At 44.8% G+C, this 17,723-nt stretch carries 14 protein-coding genes; 13 read left to right on the forward strand and 1 reads right to left on the reverse strand.

Annotation, left to right across the window (positions count from 1 at the left end):
- Positions 1–361: 361 nt before the first annotated feature.
- The 6 genes from EBI00_RS12440 (at position 362) to EBI00_RS12470 (ending at position 5,521) form a co-directional block, all read left to right on the forward strand.
- Entirely contained in the window at positions 362–1,633 is a 1,272-nt protein-coding gene (locus EBI00_RS12440; RefSeq protein ID WP_148039078.1) for a hypothetical protein, read from the forward strand.
- Positions 1,634–1,731: 98 nt separating this feature from the next.
- Complete coding sequence (locus EBI00_RS12445; protein ID WP_206612585.1) at positions 1,732–2,169, forward strand: GFA family protein; 438 nt, start codon at positions 1,732–1,734, stop codon at positions 2,167–2,169.
- Positions 2,170–2,406: 237 nt separating this feature from the next.
- Entirely contained in the window at positions 2,407–3,069 is a 663-nt protein-coding gene (locus EBI00_RS12450; protein ID WP_123096260.1) for a hypothetical protein, read from the forward strand.
- A gap of 147 nt (positions 3,070–3,216) precedes the next feature.
- On the forward strand, positions 3,217–3,969 hold the full coding sequence (locus EBI00_RS12455; RefSeq protein ID WP_123096261.1) for an SDR family oxidoreductase: 753 nt from the start codon (positions 3,217–3,219) through the stop codon (positions 3,967–3,969).
- 140 nt (positions 3,970–4,109) lie between these two features.
- Positions 4,110–4,979: a PhzF family phenazine biosynthesis protein gene (locus EBI00_RS12465; RefSeq protein ID WP_123096262.1), complete on the forward strand. Its 870-nt coding sequence runs from the start codon at positions 4,110–4,112 to the stop codon at positions 4,977–4,979.
- A 128-nt stretch (positions 4,980–5,107) separates the two neighbouring features.
- Positions 5,108–5,521, forward strand: a complete 414-nt coding sequence (locus tag EBI00_RS12470) for a GFA family protein (protein ID WP_123096263.1) — start codon at positions 5,108–5,110, stop codon at positions 5,519–5,521.
- Positions 5,522–5,576: 55 nt separating this feature from the next.
- On the opposite strand, the gene EBI00_RS12475 is transcribed toward EBI00_RS12470, so the two are convergent.
- Complete coding sequence (locus EBI00_RS12475; protein ID WP_123096264.1) at positions 5,577–8,054, reverse strand: EAL domain-containing protein; 2,478 nt, start codon at positions 8,052–8,054, stop codon at positions 5,577–5,579.
- A 192-nt stretch (positions 8,055–8,246) separates the two neighbouring features.
- On the opposite strand from EBI00_RS12475, the gene EBI00_RS12480 reads away from it, so the two are divergent.
- The 7 genes from EBI00_RS12480 (at position 8,247) to EBI00_RS12510 (ending at position 17,689) form a co-directional block, all read left to right on the forward strand.
- Positions 8,247–9,128: a 2Fe-2S iron-sulfur cluster-binding protein gene (locus EBI00_RS12480; RefSeq protein WP_123096265.1), complete on the forward strand. Its 882-nt coding sequence runs from the start codon at positions 8,247–8,249 to the stop codon at positions 9,126–9,128.
- A gap of 62 nt (positions 9,129–9,190) precedes the next feature.
- Positions 9,191–10,468 carry an exonuclease subunit SbcD gene (sbcD, locus tag EBI00_RS12485; RefSeq protein ID WP_123096266.1) on the forward strand — a complete coding sequence of 426 codons (1,278 nt, stop codon included), beginning with the start codon at positions 9,191–9,193 and terminating at the stop codon, positions 10,466–10,468.
- Positions 10,465–14,178, forward strand: a complete 3,714-nt coding sequence (locus EBI00_RS12490) for an AAA family ATPase (RefSeq protein ID WP_123096267.1) — start codon at positions 10,465–10,467, stop codon at positions 14,176–14,178. The genes sbcD and EBI00_RS12490 overlap by 4 nt, the downstream gene beginning before the upstream one ends.
- A gap of 301 nt (positions 14,179–14,479) precedes the next feature.
- Positions 14,480–15,205 (forward strand): septum site-determining protein MinC, encoded by a 726-nt coding sequence (gene minC / locus EBI00_RS12495; RefSeq protein ID WP_123096268.1) that lies wholly within the window; start codon positions 14,480–14,482, stop codon positions 15,203–15,205.
- Positions 15,206–15,261: 56 nt separating this feature from the next.
- Complete coding sequence (gene minD, locus EBI00_RS12500) at positions 15,262–16,071, forward strand: septum site-determining protein MinD (RefSeq protein WP_123096294.1); 810 nt, start codon at positions 15,262–15,264, stop codon at positions 16,069–16,071.
- Between the two features lies 1 nt (position 16,072).
- Positions 16,073–16,330, forward strand: a complete 258-nt coding sequence (minE, locus tag EBI00_RS12505; RefSeq protein WP_123096269.1) for a cell division topological specificity factor MinE — start codon at positions 16,073–16,075, stop codon at positions 16,328–16,330.
- A 177-nt stretch (positions 16,331–16,507) separates the two neighbouring features.
- The gene (locus EBI00_RS12510) at positions 16,508–17,689 is read left to right on the forward strand and encodes a cytochrome-c peroxidase (RefSeq protein WP_123096270.1); all 1,182 of its coding nucleotides are present in this window, start codon (positions 16,508–16,510) and stop codon (positions 17,687–17,689) included.
- The last annotated feature ends 34 nt before the right edge of the window (positions 17,690–17,723 follow it).

Here is a 17,723-nt window from a genome sequence, read left to right on the forward strand (position 1 = left end):
ACCCAACCAAAAAGACCTTTAGTATCAATGAATAACAAACCACACCACAAAAAATAACGCGCTGTGGATAAAAGGCATAACCCGTACGCTCGGATTTGCAATTAACCAGCCTGTAAGAAAAGATAAATAAGCACCATAAAATCAGTCTTTTATAGGGATTTATATGGAAATTAAAAACAGTGTAGATGCTCATGCGCATTAACAAAATGTTAGCTGTCATATATCGCTGATTCCTGATCGCTCCCCAAATGTGGAAGATATGAAAGTAAATCGATTCGGGTTGTCACGTGACATACCAGCCAGGGTAAAGAGAGCAGTTCGACAAAATAGTAGGTTTGGATGCGTTCTGTGTAGATCTGCAGTGTATACCTATGAACATATTGATCCGCTGTTCATTGATGCTGAGCGTCATGATCCAAATCGAATTGCACTGCTCTGTCCGACATGTCATGCGTTAGTTACAAAACAACGTGTCCCAAAAGAACATGTGGCTAAGGTCTATAGCTCACTTAGAGAATCAGGAAAAGCCGATCCCCCCTCTGACCAAGAGTTTTTTGTCCACTATGGGAGGGAGCTTGTTGTAAAGCTGGGATCCTGCGAGTTTCGCGAATTTAGGTCGGTTATAAACATTGACGGTACAGACGTATTGTCTTACAAAAAATGCAGCGAAACCGGTACGTACACAGTAAGTGGGATTTTCTATGATCAGCGCGGGACAGAGCTGTTTAGAATAGTTGATAACGAGTGGATTGGCCCCCTTGACGTATGGGACGTGGAGCAGGTTGGTCGTCGTTTGACGATTAGGAACTCGCCAAGGGGAGTAGTTTTCGAAGCCATAAAAGATAATGAAAATTCCTTATTGTCAATTACAAAACTCGATATGCATTTTCTTCCTTTTCATGTGGTCCTAGAACCAGGCCGTCTTTTGGTCGGTCAATATGGGGAAGGCTCAAGTGAATCAGTATATTTTGAAATCGACGGATCATTTTCGCATGGTTCATGTTCGCTTTATTTAGACTCGAGTCGCTCCCCTCAATTAAAACCTTCTGAAGTAAAGATGGTTGGAGGCAAAGGTGCGTGGATAGAAGGTACAGGAATCTGGGTCGGGTATGGAGCGGGTCGAATGTTGTTGCGGCAGATTAAGGTCGCTAACAATGGTTGCCAGTTTGGGGATAAGCCAAAAAACATCAAATTGATAGACCCAAAACCTGACCAGAATTATTTTGTTGTGGGAAGTCTTGAAGTTCGTGTGGTTCAACATCCGATCTGGACCGAAGAGGAATATTATCTTAATGGTCAGAAATTGAGCTCAAAGCCTTTCTCATGGGGAGCCATTGGTGAAGATGGAGGTAAGAGAGTCGAGGTATTTCACATTTCTCGCTCAGAACCTGAAGATTTGGCTATAAATTCTGGGTTTATCGGATTCTATGCTGATGATGTACTAGCACAAGAGTGGTCGGACTGTGTTTTCGAAGTTGAAGTTGAACATATTGCTGGTGAAGGTACCTCCAGGCGGCGAGTGAAACGTTCAGACGTCGGTGGGAGACGCATTGTAAATGAAACAAATCCAACCACGGGCAAGCCGTTTCATCCTCAGGAGTTCGCTGGCACAAGTCCTTGGAAGGATGAGTAGCTCGCCGACGATTTTACAAGTGTAAGAGAGTCAGCTAACAAGTGCAGGCACGGCGACGCCCACTACATTGCGCCTTCGGCTCCATTCCGTGGGCGCGCATGCTGCAAGCGTTATGCATCAAGGAGAGTGAAGTGACTCTAAGTGGAGAATGCTTTTGCGGAGAGATTAAATACCGGGTTGAAGGCCCGCTCCGAGACGCTCGTTCCTGTCATTGCTCACGCTGCAGGAAAGCATTTAGCTCTCAGGCTTATGCATATGCTTTAGTTGAACCTGACCACTTCAATTGGGTATCGGGGAAACACTTGCTTACTTCATATATTGGTGGGCAAGGTTTCGGGTTGCAATTTTGTAGCAAGTGCGGATCGACCCTTTGTGGTATCTACAATAATGAAATACATGGCATTACCTTGGGTTGCCTGAATGAAGATCCAGAGATCGAAATAGGCAGGCATATTTATGTAGGTTCTAAAGCAAGTTGGGAAATCATTCCAGACGGTGCACCGCAGTATCAAGAAGGAGCGCCTCAAAATGCATAACAAAGCCAAGCACAGCGACACCTTTTTCGTTGCGGCTTCGGTCTGATTGTAAATTTAATTATGATTGTGTGAAAATTTAGTAGGCCTTGGTAAATAATGTCGGTTTATAACAAGCGCGTGCATCAAGGACTAAATTTCCGTCGCGCTTTTTGGCATTGCTACGCAATTATATGCCAAAAACTGTAACAAAAATTTAGCCTGTGACGCGGGCGTTATACCTAAAGTCGAATGTCGAGTATGGAAGAAATATTTAAAGTAATTTCAGAAAAGCCCGAATACGCAGCATGGGCATTTGGCCTTATAAATGCGTTGTGGTTAGCGTTCTTATACTTTAATAAGAAGAGGCATGAGCGCGAACTTATTGCGGTTAAGCAGTCTTTTGATCTTGATCTCGAAAGGCGTAAAAAAGTTTTTGAAATGAAAGCAACTCAATACGAGTCTTATTTTAGGCATATTGACGCTATACATAACAAGCATCAAACCGACTACCAAGATGTGCTTAATCCAATAATGAATGAATTTATGTCCTCCTACTTACAAGCATGTGACCGAAATGATGAGGCTGAAGCTACTCAGGCCACAATTCGGTTTTCTGAGCAGATATCAAAAATAACTCGCGATGGATTCCAAGAGCTTGGCGTTATCGAAACCGAGACAAATAGTTTGCGTTTAACGGCCAGTGACGAAGTTGCTGTTCTTCTTGATGAAATAAAGGAGTTATATGATCAGCTATTTACGATCTCAGGAAAAATGATGTCTGATTTAGCCAAAATCACTATTGAAAACGACCAAGAGCTAGCGGCCGCGAATCAAGCTGAACTTATGAGAGTAGGAGAGCTAGCTAAAAGTAAGGCTAAGGAACTCCGTGAGCAAATGCGTAATGACCTTAAGCAAATATAGTTATAACAAAGCTGTCATAGGGACATTCTTTGCTTCGCTCCGTTTTGGGGTGGCTTCGCCACTTTACCCCAAAACCCCAATACACAAAAAATGCCCCATACAGCGGCGTTATGCATTACATCAAATACAGCGTAAAAAGGATGAATAATGCGCGATAAAAAAGTAGTTGTTATTACTGGTGGTAGCCGAGGGATTGGTGCAGCGACAGCAAAGCTTTTTGCTCAAAACGGTTTTTCCGTATGCATAAATTACAAATCTAATACTGAGGCTGCTAATACTCTCGTTGAAGAAATCAAAGCGTTAGGTGGTCATTGTATTGCGGTTCAAGCTGACGTTTCCAAAGAAGGTGATGTTGTTAAACTGTTTGAAACCGTTGATCAAGAGCTTGGTGTTGTTTCTGTTCTTGTCAACAATGCTGGTATCTTAAAGAAGCAGATGCGCTTAGACGAAATGAGTGCAGAAAGGATTAACTCAATTCTCATAAACAATGTGACAGGTTATTTTTTGTGTTGTCGGGAAGCAGTGAAACGAATGTCAACTCGTCATGGTGGTCTCGGTGGTGTCATAGTTAATGTTTCTTCGGGAGCCGCTCGAACAGGTTCACCGAATGAATATATCGATTATGCGGCGTCAAAAGGTGCAATTGACACGTTAACAAAAGGTCTGTCGTTGGAAGTTGCCGCGGAAGGTATCAGAGTTAACTGTGTTCGCCCAGGATTGATTTATACCGATATGCACGCTGACGGTGGAGAGCCTGACCGTATAGAACGACTCAAAAATAAAATTCCAATGCAACGTGGTGGTTTGCCTGATGAAGTCGCTGAGGCCATTTATTGGTTAGCGTCTGAAAAATCATCATTTTCCACAGGTAACTTTCTGGATTTAGCTGGTGGTTTGTAATGCATAACAAACGCTTCAAGAGGGACAGCCAACGCGCAGCATTTTCATTATGCGTTGGTTTTTGTGATTACAGTGTTATGCGGTAAGTTGGTATTAGCGTTGGCTGAACCTTAACGCGGCGTTATACGGAGATATAAATATTGAAGAATGTTGAAGCTTATTTGGTAAATTCCTTTACTTCGAATGGAACTGGTGGGAATCCTGCTGGTGTAGTGCTTCACGCGGATCACTTGTCGAATGAAGAAAAATTACAAATAGCACAAGTTGTTGGTTATTCGGAAACTGCGTTTGTATCTCTCGATGATGAAGCCGACTTTGAGTTGTCTTTTTTCACCACAACCGGTGAAGTTGATTTTTGTGGACACGCCACATTGGCTGCATTTTCGACAATGTATCAAGACGGAATCATAACGGCAGGTAAGTACCTTCAAAGAACCAAAGTCGGTTTGCTTGTGGTCACTATAGAGGCTAATGGTCATATAGTTATGGACCTGAAGTTACCTGAATTTCGTGGAGAGTTCAGTTATGAGGTTATATCTCAGTTAATTGGACTAGACTCGACAATACTTGAGTCAACTCGGCTACCGATTGAGGTTATTACGACAGGCTTACCTGATATTATTGTCCCAGTGCCTTTTGGGTATCTTGATCAAATTCAAGTGAATGAAAATTTAACCAGTGAGTTCTGTGAAAGGCATGGTGTAATTGGTATCCATGCTTTTGAGCTGTGTGAGCAAACAAGTAAAGTGACAGCAAGTTGTCGTAATTTCGCTCCATTGGTTGGTATTCCTGAGGAGTCAGCGACAGGAAGTGCGAGCGGTGCATTAGCTTGTTATTTAGCCAAACACCTTCCTAATACACATTCGAATAGTTTTACTTTTGAGCAGGGTCGGGCGATGGAGTGTGTATCAAGAATTACAGCGTCAGTGGAGTCGAGCGACCAGGGAATTATTAAGGTTAGGGTTGGTGGTTTTGCTCATAGAGTCGGTAGGCAGAAAATCTTCGTGTAACAAAGCATCTAAGAGTGATTCGCAGCGCTTGCCGATTTCGCTTCTCAAGTATGGCAAGCGCTTGCTACACCTTAACGCCATGTTAGCTGAAGAAAAGTATCACTCATACAAAAAGTGTTGGAGGCAATATGAAGGGTAATGGTAAGTGCTTATGCGGTTCGGTAGTTTTAGAAGTCGAGTATGCTAGCAGCGAGATTGCAGCATGTCATTGTAGTATGTGTCGTAATTGGGGTGGCGGTCCAATGCTAGTAATCGACTGCGCTGATTCTGTAAAAATATCTGATGAAACCAGTGTCATTAGGTATGCATCATCAGAATGGGCGGAAAGGGGGTTTTGTAAACAATGTGGAACACATTTATTTTACTTCCTTAAGCCTGCTAATCAGTATCATCTACCTATCGGCTTGCTGCAAACTGATAACGGTTTTACGCTTACCCACCAAATCTTTATTGATGAAAAACCCGAATACTATGAGTTCAAGAACGAAACACACAATATGACGGGTGCCGAAGTATTTGCTCATTTTGAGTCAGAAGGGTAAGAAGCGAAACTAGCGAAAGCAAAGGCAATGCTCTCGACCAGCATTGCCTTTTGTTTTAGTCAGTGTGTTCATTTCTCTCTCTCAATAAAACCAAGTAATCTTCAGGTGTCATGGGTTTATGGAAGTAATAACCTTGGCCTATTTCGCAGTTTAGCGCTTTTACCGTCCGCATTTCTTCGTAGGTTTCAATGCCTTCGGCGATGCTTTGAGCGTGGATTTTTTGGCATAGGTTGATGATGCAGTCGCTTAAGATATGATTAATGTTGGAAGTATCAATTGAGCTGACAAACATGCGGTCCAGCTTGATCTCAACGGGTGAAAGTGAAATGACGTTACGCATGGAGCTGTAGCCGGTACCAAAGTCGTCAATTGAGAAGTTAAATCCGTGCTCTTTTAGACGTGATAGGTTGGCTTTGAAAATGCTGCTGTCATCAAAGATCGCGGTTTCTGTGACTTCTAATAAAATTTGATTAGCTGGGACTTTGTAGCGTTGTTTTAATTCAACGATCTTGTCGCAAAAGCCTGGTTGCAATAGATCTTTGGCGGAGATGTTAATCGATAAACTCCGGTCTTTGATCACATCGGGGTTCTCACTTACCCACAAAAAAACAGCATTAAAGATATATTGGGTGATTTTAACAATCAGCCCCGTCTTTTCAGCAAGCGGGATAAAAAGCGCCGGGGAGACGTTCCCAAGCTCTTTGCAATGCCAACGCAGTAAGACTTCTGCGCCTATGATGCGCTGATCGTTTAGGTCTAATTGTGGCTGTACCGCAAAGTTCAGTTGGCCAGTCTTCAAGTCTCTGTTGAGTAACGACAGCACATGCAGATGGTACTTATGATCAGTCTTCATTTGTGTGTTAAAAATACTCCAATCATCATGACTATGCTGACTCACTTCGGCCGCTAGCTGCGCATTCTGATATAACCTCTCAATCGTATTCGCGCTTTCTGAAAAGGTGGCGACGCCAATTTTGATGGGGTAGGAAAATTCTAATCCTTCAATTGATAGGCTTTTTTCTAGTGTCGGTATTAATTTAGGTATGATGTGCTCGACATTACGTAGCTTAGTAACAAACACGCCATTATTGGTACTGGCTCGTATAAGCTTTACCTTGCTGTCTTCAAGCCAAGGCATATTTTGCACCTCATGCATAGGCATGAGTGCTCGGTTGATGTTGATAAACATTTGTTTTACAGCAAGATCGGCTTTTGCAGGCCCTACTGCTTGTATTAAAGAGTAGTGGCCAGACAGAACAATCAATACAAGACAATCAGCATTGCTTTTGTCGTCTATGGGGTGCCATGAAGACGGCAATACAGTGAGTAAGAATTGGCGATTTGGAAGCCCCGTTAACGAGTCGGTTAAGTTGGTAAAATGTCGGTCTTCGTTGAGTTGTCTAATACGAGCGCTGTAAGCAAAGGAGAACCCTAGTAGCTGACACAGTGACGACAACAAAAATGCGTATTCTGTCCAACTGTTGTAGGGTATCAGTTCCCAATAAATGAGGGAGCCAGTCAGTGCGCCTAAGATTAAAATACTCCACGAAAACAAATACAGACGTGTTGCTAAGGTATGAACGGACTTTGTATAAAATGCCCAGTAAGTACACAAGGCAGAGCCAGCTATTTGCATAGTCAGAAAAATTGGCGCCATTTTGTTTTCTTCAAGTAAGCCACTAATTACGACCAAGGCGGCAAAAATGGCATCCATTTTAAAGCGATGCGTCCAGAAGAAAGGGTGGTGCTTTTCAATATTGAGGAAGCTGAGGCTAAAACGGCACACCGTCCAAAGCAGTATTGAGTGCAGCGTTAAGATATTCACCGAAAGCCACTCATGCACCCGGTCATTGGGCACTAGGTAGCGGCTAAACCCTAAGATAAACCCGAGAGACAAAATCAGTCCAGCATTGAACAATACGTAATAGAAAAACGATCGCTCGCGAGTCATTAGATAGATCAGAATGTTGTAGCCAAGCAACAAGACTAACGCGGTCATTGACATGACCCAGAGGGTGTTTTGCTGTTTTTTGGCTTGATCGATCATGCTCTGATCGTACAATGCAATGGGGAGCAGGATAGGGCCACTGCTACTACGGCGAATCAGTAAACGGGTCGTTTCATTGGTGTCCAAGGTAATGGGAATCCAAATGCCTTCGTAAGTTTCATTGTCATTCCAAGTCTGATGATCGCCTCTTGCCCATTCTTTTACTAAGCTCGTTCCGTGGAACAGATAAAAATTAAGCTCATCGATCATAAAGTTACTGGCTTTAAGGTAGTACGTTGTAGCGTTACTGTGCCCCGTGGCTGGGAAGGTCAATTTATGCCAGTAAGCGTTATTAGAGAACCCACTAGTTGGATAATGTTCGGTTAAGTAGACTTGATTCAATGCTTGCGTAGGTGAAATGGTCTCGTTTTCAATCCATGTGGGTAAGGGCTCGTTAAGATACGTGCCGTTTACATCAGACCTGTCTATACCGTATGCCTTGATCGACATAATTATAAGAGTGAGACAAAAGAGAACAATCTTCATCCGTGATGCCCTGGGTGCTTGGTATAATAAGTGTATATCGTATTTAGCGTACGTCAAAAAAAGAGGCAGATTAAATGAATGTATTGGGCGCGGCTTTTATCATTGCCATTTCTTTTTAGGAATGGGTTCTAAGAAAGGGCGAGGGTGAGGCGTGAGACTATGTCATAATAGCCAAATCGAAGAGGAGGTTGGATGATGGATTCACAGGCGCTGACGATTGAGTTGGATGATGAGCAGTATGAGGCGGTGTTAGGCGAAAATTTGCTGACGTCTTTGCTGAATCAGGGGGCAGCTGTTCGTTACGGTTGTCGCGCTGGGGCTTGTGGTGCGTGTCGTCTTTATGATGCGAGCCATGGCGAGTCGATTCTTTCCTGTCAAACTACGGTGGCGTCGTCTATGTCGCTGACTCGGCAAGTACTGGCTGAGTTTTCTTTTTTTTCTGTGTTAAGCAATGTTCCCCTTAATGATCATTCTATCGAGCTTGTCTTATTAGGGCCGAGTGATGAATCCTTCGGTGACCGTGTTTCGGTGGCTTTCCTGTCTAAAGCCTTGTCTGAAGAACTGCCCAAAGCTTCACTGGGTGAGCGAGCTCATTTTTACGAGTGTATGGCCCTAAACCCTGTTGGAGCGCCTTTGAAAATTGTGCTTCAGAAAGACCATGTTTCCGCTGAGGATTGGTTGCGAGCCTTGGCGCTTTCGTCTGATGATAAGCTTGCTGTTCAATTATCCACGGGGATTAGAAAAGGACGTTTGTTGTTTGAAATGGACATTGCCGATGCGCCTGTGGTGGTGATTTCTTCTCCGGATAACGCCATTTTTGAATCGTATTGGCGTGAGGCTTTGCTGGATTATACGCCAAGTTTTCTTGGGCATCTTGTTTTGCCTGCGAAGAGTGATCTCACGCTGAGTTTGGCGGATGACGCGCTGTTGGCGTTTCTTCAAGCGGCGCTGGTGGATGCCGGAGGCGCCTCTTTACAACTTATTTACCATGGTCAAAACGTATCTGCGAAGGATTGGAGTAGGGTGTTACGTCCTTTGCGGATTCATCCGAATCAGCTGCATTTTGTTCGGTAGCTTGGCCTTTTTATTTTTATGCATATTTTTATGCTTTTTAATTTTATTCACGGATTCTATTAATGAAAATTCTACATACCTCTGACTGGCATCTTGGTCAGCACTTTATGGGGAAATCCCGCCGAGATGAGCATAAGGCCTTTATTGATTGGTTGTTGGCGCTGGTGGATCGAGAGTCAGTCGATGCGGTGATTATCGCGGGCGATGTGTTCGATACTGGTTCTCCGCCAAGTTATGCCCGTGAAATGTACCATCAGTTGGTGTTGGATATGAAGGCTCGCCACTGTCAGTTGGTGATTGTGGCGGGTAATCACGATTCGGTCAGTATGTTAAATGAATCGAAGAGTTTGCTGATGTATCTTGATACGCAAGTGTCTAGCCAAGCCACTCTCGAAGATATTGACTCTCATGTTGTTGCGCTGAAAGACAAGACCGGCGAGGTGGCTGCTTGGGTGTGTGCTGTGCCGTATTTGCGCCCAAAAGACGTGATGCAAAGCGTTGCTGGGCAATCTGAGCAAGACAAGAAGTTGGGTTTGTTGCAGTCGATTGGCGAATTTTACCAGCAGGTGTATGAAGCAGCGCGTGAGAAAAATACAGCGCTGAAAACGCCAGTGCCGATTATTGGTACTGGGCATTTGACCGCGGTGGGCGGGCAAGTGAGTGAGTCGGTTCGCGATCTTTATGTGGGCACATTAGAAGCCTTGCCGACGTCTGTGTTTCCGGCGTTTGATTACCTTGCGCTTGGGCACATTCATCGTGCTCAGCCAATTAGCAAAAGCGGTCGATTCCGTTACAGCGGGTCGCCCATTCCGTTGAGTTTTGATGAACTGGGACGAGACAAGACGTTGGTGATTCTGAATACCGACTTGTTAGGTGAAGACACCTTTGTTGAAGACTTGTTTGCTGAGCCGGTGGACCCCGTTCAGTTGGTAACGATTCCTAATTTTCAGCCCATGGCGAGTGTAAAAGGCAATTTGAAAGATGTTATTAAGCAGATTTCTGCCTTGCCATTAGACGAAGATAAAACTTTATGGTTGGAAGTCACTGTGATTGCGGATGAGTATTTGAGCGATGTGCATAAGCGTTTGCTAGAGGTGATTGAGGGCAAGCCAATCGAGTTGCTGCGAGTCATGCGAAGAAGTGCCATAGAGAAAAAGAACGACGGTTTTGAGGCGCGTAAAACCTTGTCGGAATTGACGGTCGGTGATGTGTTTCAGCAGAGTCTTAAATCGAATTTAGAGTTGGATGAAGAAGAGTCTAAAACCCTGACGGAGCTTTTTAATGCCTGTTTGACGGAGTTGGAAGCGCATCAGCAAAATGGCGAGGAGAAGCAATCATGAAAATTTGCAAACTGCGCCTAAAGAATCTGAATTCCCTCAAAGGCGAGTGGGAAATTGACTTTACCAAAGCGCCGTTTGACGATGCGGGCGTGTTTGCTATTGTTGGGCCAACGGGCGCGGGTAAGTCGACTTTATTGGATGCGATTTGTCTGGCTTTGTACCATGAAACGCCGCGTTTGAAAGTCTCGCCGAGTCAAAATGATGTGATGACGCGTCATACGTCTGAATGTTTGGCGGAAGTGGAGTTTGAAATTAAAGGGAAAGGTTATCGCGCTTTCTGGGGGCAACGACGCGCCCGCGGTCAAAGCGATGGCAAGTTACAACCCATGACCTGTGAGTTATGCGAACGTGATGGCACCATTATCACCACTAAGATAAATGAAAAGATTGATAAAGTTGCTGAGATCACTGGCTTGGATTTTTCGCGTTTTACTAAGTCTATGTTGTTGGCTCAAGGTGGTTTTTCGGCCTTTTTGAATGCGTCGCCCAATGACAGGGCCGAGCTATTAGAAGAGTTAACCGGCACGGAAATTTACGGTGATGTGTCTAAGTGGGTGTTTGATAAACACAAGCAAGAAAAGCAGGCCATCGCTGCCTTGGAAAGCGTCAATGAGCAGACTCAATTGCTAACGAACGAGGCTTTTGCAGAGCTAAAACTCACCGAGTCGAGTTTTGACGCCAATGAAAAAGCCAATGCTCGAGTGCTAAAAGCCCATCTAGCCGCTCTTGAATGGCGACGGTCTGAGCAGACATTGCAAGAGCAGGTGGCGCAATATCAGCAACAATTCGACGAAGCAACCCAGGCTCTTGCGGATTTTGCTCCTCAACAGCAACAACTTGAGCAGGCGTTGACCGCGCAAGTATTGCAACCAGATTATGAAAAGCAACAAGGTTTAAAATCGCGTCTAGATCAGAATCAAGCTGACGTTAGTCAATACACTGAAATGCAAGACGCACAGCTCAAGCAAAGCCAGGTTTTAGCCGAATCGGTTGAGCAGGCAAAACAGCAGTTAACCAAGGCCCAAGCTGAATTAGTGGCGTTGAATAATAAGATCAATGATGAGATTCAGCCTGTCCTGACACGCCAAGAAAGTGTGAAGGCGCAGCACCAAGATGCGTCTGCTCGATTCATGCAAGCCGCTGAAAAAGTCGAAAACCAACAGGCACAATTAGTCGTCGTCAACGAAAAGCTGGCCGACATTGATAAGGCGTGTGAGGAAAGCCAAGCGATTTTGAGTCGCTGGCGCTCGCCGGAGAAGATTGAAAACCAATTAGCCAGTTGGCAGCATCAAGCGCAAGGCATGACGTCGAATACCCAATCGATTGTTGAGCTTGAGCAGCAAATTGCGTCGAATACAAAGGACTATGAGGCGGCTCGCGCTTTGTACTCAGAAAATCAGGTCAAGCTTGAGCAGTATCAGGCACACATGTTTGAGCGTCAGCAAGCCTTGCAGAGGGATATTGACGCTTTTATGGCCTTGTCTTCGCAACGTGACTACACAGATTGGCAGAAAGGCTATCATCAGGCTGAACGCGCTCAGTATCATGCGCAATCCCTTTGGAAGCAGTGTCATCAGTACCAAGAACAGCAAGCACAATTAACCGAGTTAGACGCGAACTTGAAGGCAATGACGCAGCAGATTCAGCAGCGACAAACTCAGCTTGAGCAGCAGCGACAGGCATACAAAGATAAACTTCGCCTGCAGAAATCCATCGAAAAACTGGCAGAGGCAGAGCGTCATATCGTGGCGCTCACTCAATTACGGGATGAACTGGGCGAGCATGACGCTTGTCCTCTTTGTGGTTCAGCCGAGCATCAACTTGCCAATGCTTTGTACCAAACAGACTCCGGTCGCCAAGAAGAATTTACTCGCTTGGGCAAAGAACTTGATATTTTGAAAAGCCAAGGAATGCAGTTGGCTGCAGACTTAGAGTCCATGCAGAGAGAATTTACGTCTACTCAAACTCGTCGTCAGCCATTAGTGGATGTTTTACTGAAAACAGAGCAAGAGTTGAATGAGTGGCTGGCATCGTTAAATCACGGCAAGAACGGTCAAGGCGCCAATGTTAATCTTTCTGATAAAGAACAGGTGTTGGCTCTGGTGCAGCAGGTGGATCAAGATTGGCAAACCGTGCAAGACATTGCCCCTAAGCTTGAAGCACTTCAGCAGTCTCGTTTAGCGTTAGAGACTGAGTTGCAAAACTTGCACACTCACCAGCAAGCCACACAACAGCAGGCGGCGAAAAATGAATCGCAATGTCAGTTACTCTGGCAAACCCTAGAGACGCTTCAACAAAATCTAGTCAGTAGGAAAGACGAGCAAGCGCAAACCACTGCGCGTTTGAAAGAAGATATGCAGCAAGCGGGTGTTCCTGACAGCTATTTTGATGCGGCTTTGTCCGAGGCATTGGTGCAGCTGCAAGATGCCATAACACAGTGGCGAGATAGTAAAGCGGGCTACGAGGTCTTGTTGCAGCAAAAAGACCAGCTTACTTACGAGATTAAGAATCTCGAAAACGCGTTACAAGACAGTCAGCAGTTACATGGCGAGGCGCGTGAAAACGTTGCAGGGTTTGAGGCGAGCCTACAGGCAATGGCTGAGCAGTTGAATGCCCTTTTGGGTGGCAAGAGTATTGGCGAGCGTCGTCACGACCATCAATCTCAGGTAGATCATGCTCAACAAGCGCTCGATAAAATTGAAGCCGAGCGGCAGCAGATGGCTCAGGCATTAGCGTCGAGTAAAGCGACATTGGCGACATTGATGAAAACGCATCTCACGTTAGAAAAAGAATATGGCCTCGCTTTGTCTGAATGGCAGGCGCGTTTGGCTGAAAAAGGCTTTGAGGACGAGGGTGTTTGGTTACAGGCGATGTTATCCACAGAAGAGGTCCGTCATCGTCAAGCAAGGTTGACGTCATTACAGGAAGCCGCATCTCGATCACAGACCTTACTGAATCAATCTGCTGAGTCTTTGCAAAAGCATAATAAAAGTGTGCCTGACGAAGCGGCGTTGATGGTATTACCACTCGATAGCTTGGTTGATAAATATGCTCAGCTTGACGCTGAGCGTCAAACACTGCACCGTCAGTGGGGCGTGGTGACCCAGCAAATCCAAGAAGAAGCACAGCGTAGAGAGCAGGTTAGTAGCGCTAAGGCGGCCCTCGAGGTTCGTCGTGAAGCGTTTGTGCACCTTGAGCGCTTGAATCATTTGATTGGCTCGGCAGACGGGGCAAAATTTCGTCGTTTTGCACAAAGTCTTACCTTGGATCATTTGGTGTATTTGGCCAATCAGCATCTGGCTATCTTGCACCGTCGGTATCAATTAATGAGAAACGCAGAGGCGTTGTCTTTGTTGGTTGTTGATACTTGGCAAGCAAACGCTTCTCGAGACACCAAGACCTTATCTGGAGGTGAGTCTTTCTTGGTCAGTTTGGCGCTTGCCTTGGCACTGTCTGATTTGGTATCTCATAAAACCAGTATCGACTCTTTGTTTTTGGACGAAGGTTTTGGCACCTTAGACGGCGAGACACTTGAGTCAGCGCTAGACGCTTTGGATAACTTGCATTCTTCTGGCAAAACCATTGGCATTATCAGTCATATTAGTGCGCTGAAAGAGCGTATTCCTGTGCAGATAAAACTGACCAAGCAAAGTGGATTGGGGGTGAGTCGTTTATCGCCGGAATTTGCTGTTCGACCATTAGACGAATGATTTTTTTGAGATTCGTTGGTTGCGTAAAAGTTTTCCCCAGATACATGGGAACAAGTATGTAAGTAAGTTGTAAAATATTAATTAAATCATACGCTTAATCTTTCGTTCATTATTGTGCGTTTTACGTTATTCTTAGCGCCTACCAGTGTGATTTGGTTGCACTTGGTAACGTAAAGACACTATTTTTGCGGCTTTAATTAATTGTGAAGCTTGATAGAATAGATCTATTGGGCATATGTGAATATTTCATGATGATTTTTATATTTAAAGCCTTTTAAAGCACTCAAAAAGGACATGCTTCATGACAGACTCTGGCTTCCGACTTAAAGGGAGCGTTGTAACAACGATTTTACTTGAAGTTCAAACCTTTTCATTAGATGACATCCTTTTTCATCTAAAAGAAAAGATTGATCAGGTTCCGCATTTTTTTAATCAAGCGCCGATCATTATTGATATTTCGAAGATGAAGCGTGGTATTACGCTGGATCAGTTTGAGACGCTGATAAAGTCAGTGAGCTCATTGGGGCTTGGCGTTATTGGATGGCGTTGTGATCCTGACAGTACGCCTGTGTGGGGGGCGTCTGTGACCATCCCTCTGTTGCCTGCGAGTAAAGCTCGGCCGATCAGTCCTCCATTGCCTTTAAAAGAAGAGCCTTCACCCGATGTGGTGGTGAAAACTGTGGTGGAAGAGCGTTTAGTACCACAGGCCGCTAAGGTCATTACCAAGCCAATTCGTTCTGGTCAGCAGGTTTATGCTGAAGGGGACTTGATTATATTGGCTCAAGTGAGTGCGGGCGCGGAAGTGTTAGCCGATGGTAACATCCATGTTTATGGCGCATTGCGAGGTCGAGCCTTAGCGGGCGTGAAGGGCGATACTGAGGCAAGAATTTTTTGTAAAAGCATGGAAGCAGAGCTGGTTTCCATTGCGGGTAATTTTATGTTGAGCGATGCGCTGCAAAATATTGTTTGGAAAGATGGCGCGCAAGTGCTATTAGTTGACGATAGCTTGGAAATTGTACCGCTTTAGGGTATTTAATCTATTAATTAGGTGATTTTGGAATGAAGTCACCGGGGGATACGGCATTGGCAAAGATTATAGTAGTCACCTCAGGCAAAGGCGGTGTTGGTAAGACCACGTCGAGTGCTGCAATTGGGACTGGTATTGCATTAAAAGGACATAAAACGGTTATCATCGATTTTGATGTGGGTTTGCGTAACCTAGACTTGATCATGGGCTGTGAGCGTCGTGTTGTTTATGATTTTGTAAACGTGATCAATAAAGAAGCCACCTTGTCTCAGGCGCTGATCAAAGACAAGCGTACTAAAGGCTTGTATATATTACCGGCATCACAAACTCGCGACAAAGATGCGCTGACGATTGAAGGTGTTGAAGAGGTGCTTCAGGAGCTCAGCAAAGAATTCGATTATATTATCTGTGATTCTCCAGCAGGTATTGAGAAAGGCGCTCAAATGGCGCTGTACTTTGCAGATACCGCGATTGTTGTTACTAACCCAGAAGTTTCATCGGTACGTGATTCCGATCGAATTTTAGGTATATTGCAAAGCAAGTCCAAACGAGCAGAGGGCGGTAAAGAGCCTATAGAGGAGCATCTTCTACTAACACGTTATCATCCTGGACGTGTTGCATCAGGTGAAATGCTTAGCGTGGCGGACGTTGAAGATATATTGGCGATCCCTTTGCTTGGCGTCATTCCAGAGTCTGAAGCGGTCTTAAAAGCGTCTAACCAAGGTACACCGGTGATCTTGGATACTGAATCAGAAGCTGGTTTAGCCTATATGGACGCGGTGGATCGTTTGATGGGAGAGGAGCGTCCTTTGCGTTTCTTAGAGGTTCAGAAGAAAGGTTTTATTAAACGCTTGTTAGGGGGTTAGAGTGGGAATTTTTGATTATTTTAAAACGAAAAATGCACCAAGTTCTGCCTCAGTCGCCAAGGATCGCCTGCAGATTATTGTGGCGCACGAGCGTAGTAAACGACAGCAGCCGGATTATTTGCCGCAAATGCAGCAAGAAATCATTGATGTGATTCGTAAGTACGTCAACATTGGCAATAACGATGTGCAGATTCAGCTTGATAATACGGACGACTGTTCAATATTAGAACTTAATGTCACGCTACCAGAGCAAAATTAACGGTTGAATTTGACAGCAGTTTCATATGACCCAATCAAGATGTTGATGTATGTCTTGGTTGGGTTTTTTTATTGATCATTTATTTAATAATAGTGATTATCATTAATTTACTGATCACCATGTCGGGTGTATGATTTACCGCATAAACTAAATAACGGTTAATTTGTGTGGTTGTACATGACGCGTGTGTCTGTTGGTGTGTGTTTAACGGCTTTATTTTTGGTTGCGTGCAGTGATTCTAATGTCACATCGAGCGTAGAATCCTCAAGTGCTGCTGTCGAGTTACCTCTTCCGCTGACTGATCCAAAAGCCTTGCTTGGTTCGCAGTTGTTTTTTGATACCAATCTTTCTATGGCCCGTAATCAGTCCTGTGCCACTTGTCATAGCATTGACAATGCGTTTGTTGATAATCGTAAGGACGGCCTATTGGGCGCTGTTTCCATTGGTAGCGATGGCGTGTCCATGGGCGGGCGCAATGCGCCTTCCGCTGGGTACGCTGCTTTTTCTCCTGCATTTCACCGTATGGCAAATGGCGGGTATCGAGGTGGGCAATTTTTAGATGGTAGGGCGTCAGGGTTGACGCAGCAAGCAGCAGGGCCTTTTTTAAATCCCCTTGAGATGGCGCTGCCTAGCGCTGCCGCATTAATCGAGCGTGTGAAAGAAAATCCTCAATACGAAATCATGTTTAATGAGCAATATGGTGAGGGCGTACTTGAGGAAGCGGACAAAGGGTTAGCGGCTATTACGAATGCTATCGCCACTTTTGAAAAAACGACGTTGTTTATGCCATTTGATTCAAAATACGATCGTGCACTTCGTGGTGAAGTGACTCTTTCACCAGAAGAAGAGCTTGGTAAAACCTTGTTTTTCTCTCAACAATTTACAAATTGTAATGCTTGTCACCAGTTAAATCGCTCTCCTATGAATGCTCAAGAGACCTTCACTAATTACGAATACCGCAATATTGGTGTGCCGGCTAACCCTGCGCTGTTGGCTTATGATGGTTACAAGAAAGATCTCGGTCTATTGGACAACTCAGCGGTCAATGATCCGATGCACGCAGGTAAGTTCAAAGTTCCTTCTTTGCGTAATGTGGCGGTTACAGGGCCCTACATGCATAACGGTGTTTTCTCTGATCTGCGCACTGTTGTGCTTTTTTATGACAAATATAACAATCCAACTCGACGAATTAACCCTGAAACGGGGCAGCCTTGGGCTGAGCCAGAGGTTGCGGACAATATTGATTTTGCCAGTTTGCAAAAAGCACCTGCTTTATCGGATCAGCGAGTCGATGCGATTGTGGCCTTTCTTAAAACAATAACCGATGAGCGATACGAAAATTTGCTGACAGAAGAATAATATCGAAAAATAGGCAATCAAGCTGCTTCGTGTA

The organism is Marinomonas hwangdonensis, from assembly GCF_003721245.1.
In the GTDB taxonomy this organism is placed as follows: domain Bacteria; phylum Pseudomonadota; class Gammaproteobacteria; order Pseudomonadales; family Marinomonadaceae; genus Marinomonas; species Marinomonas hwangdonensis.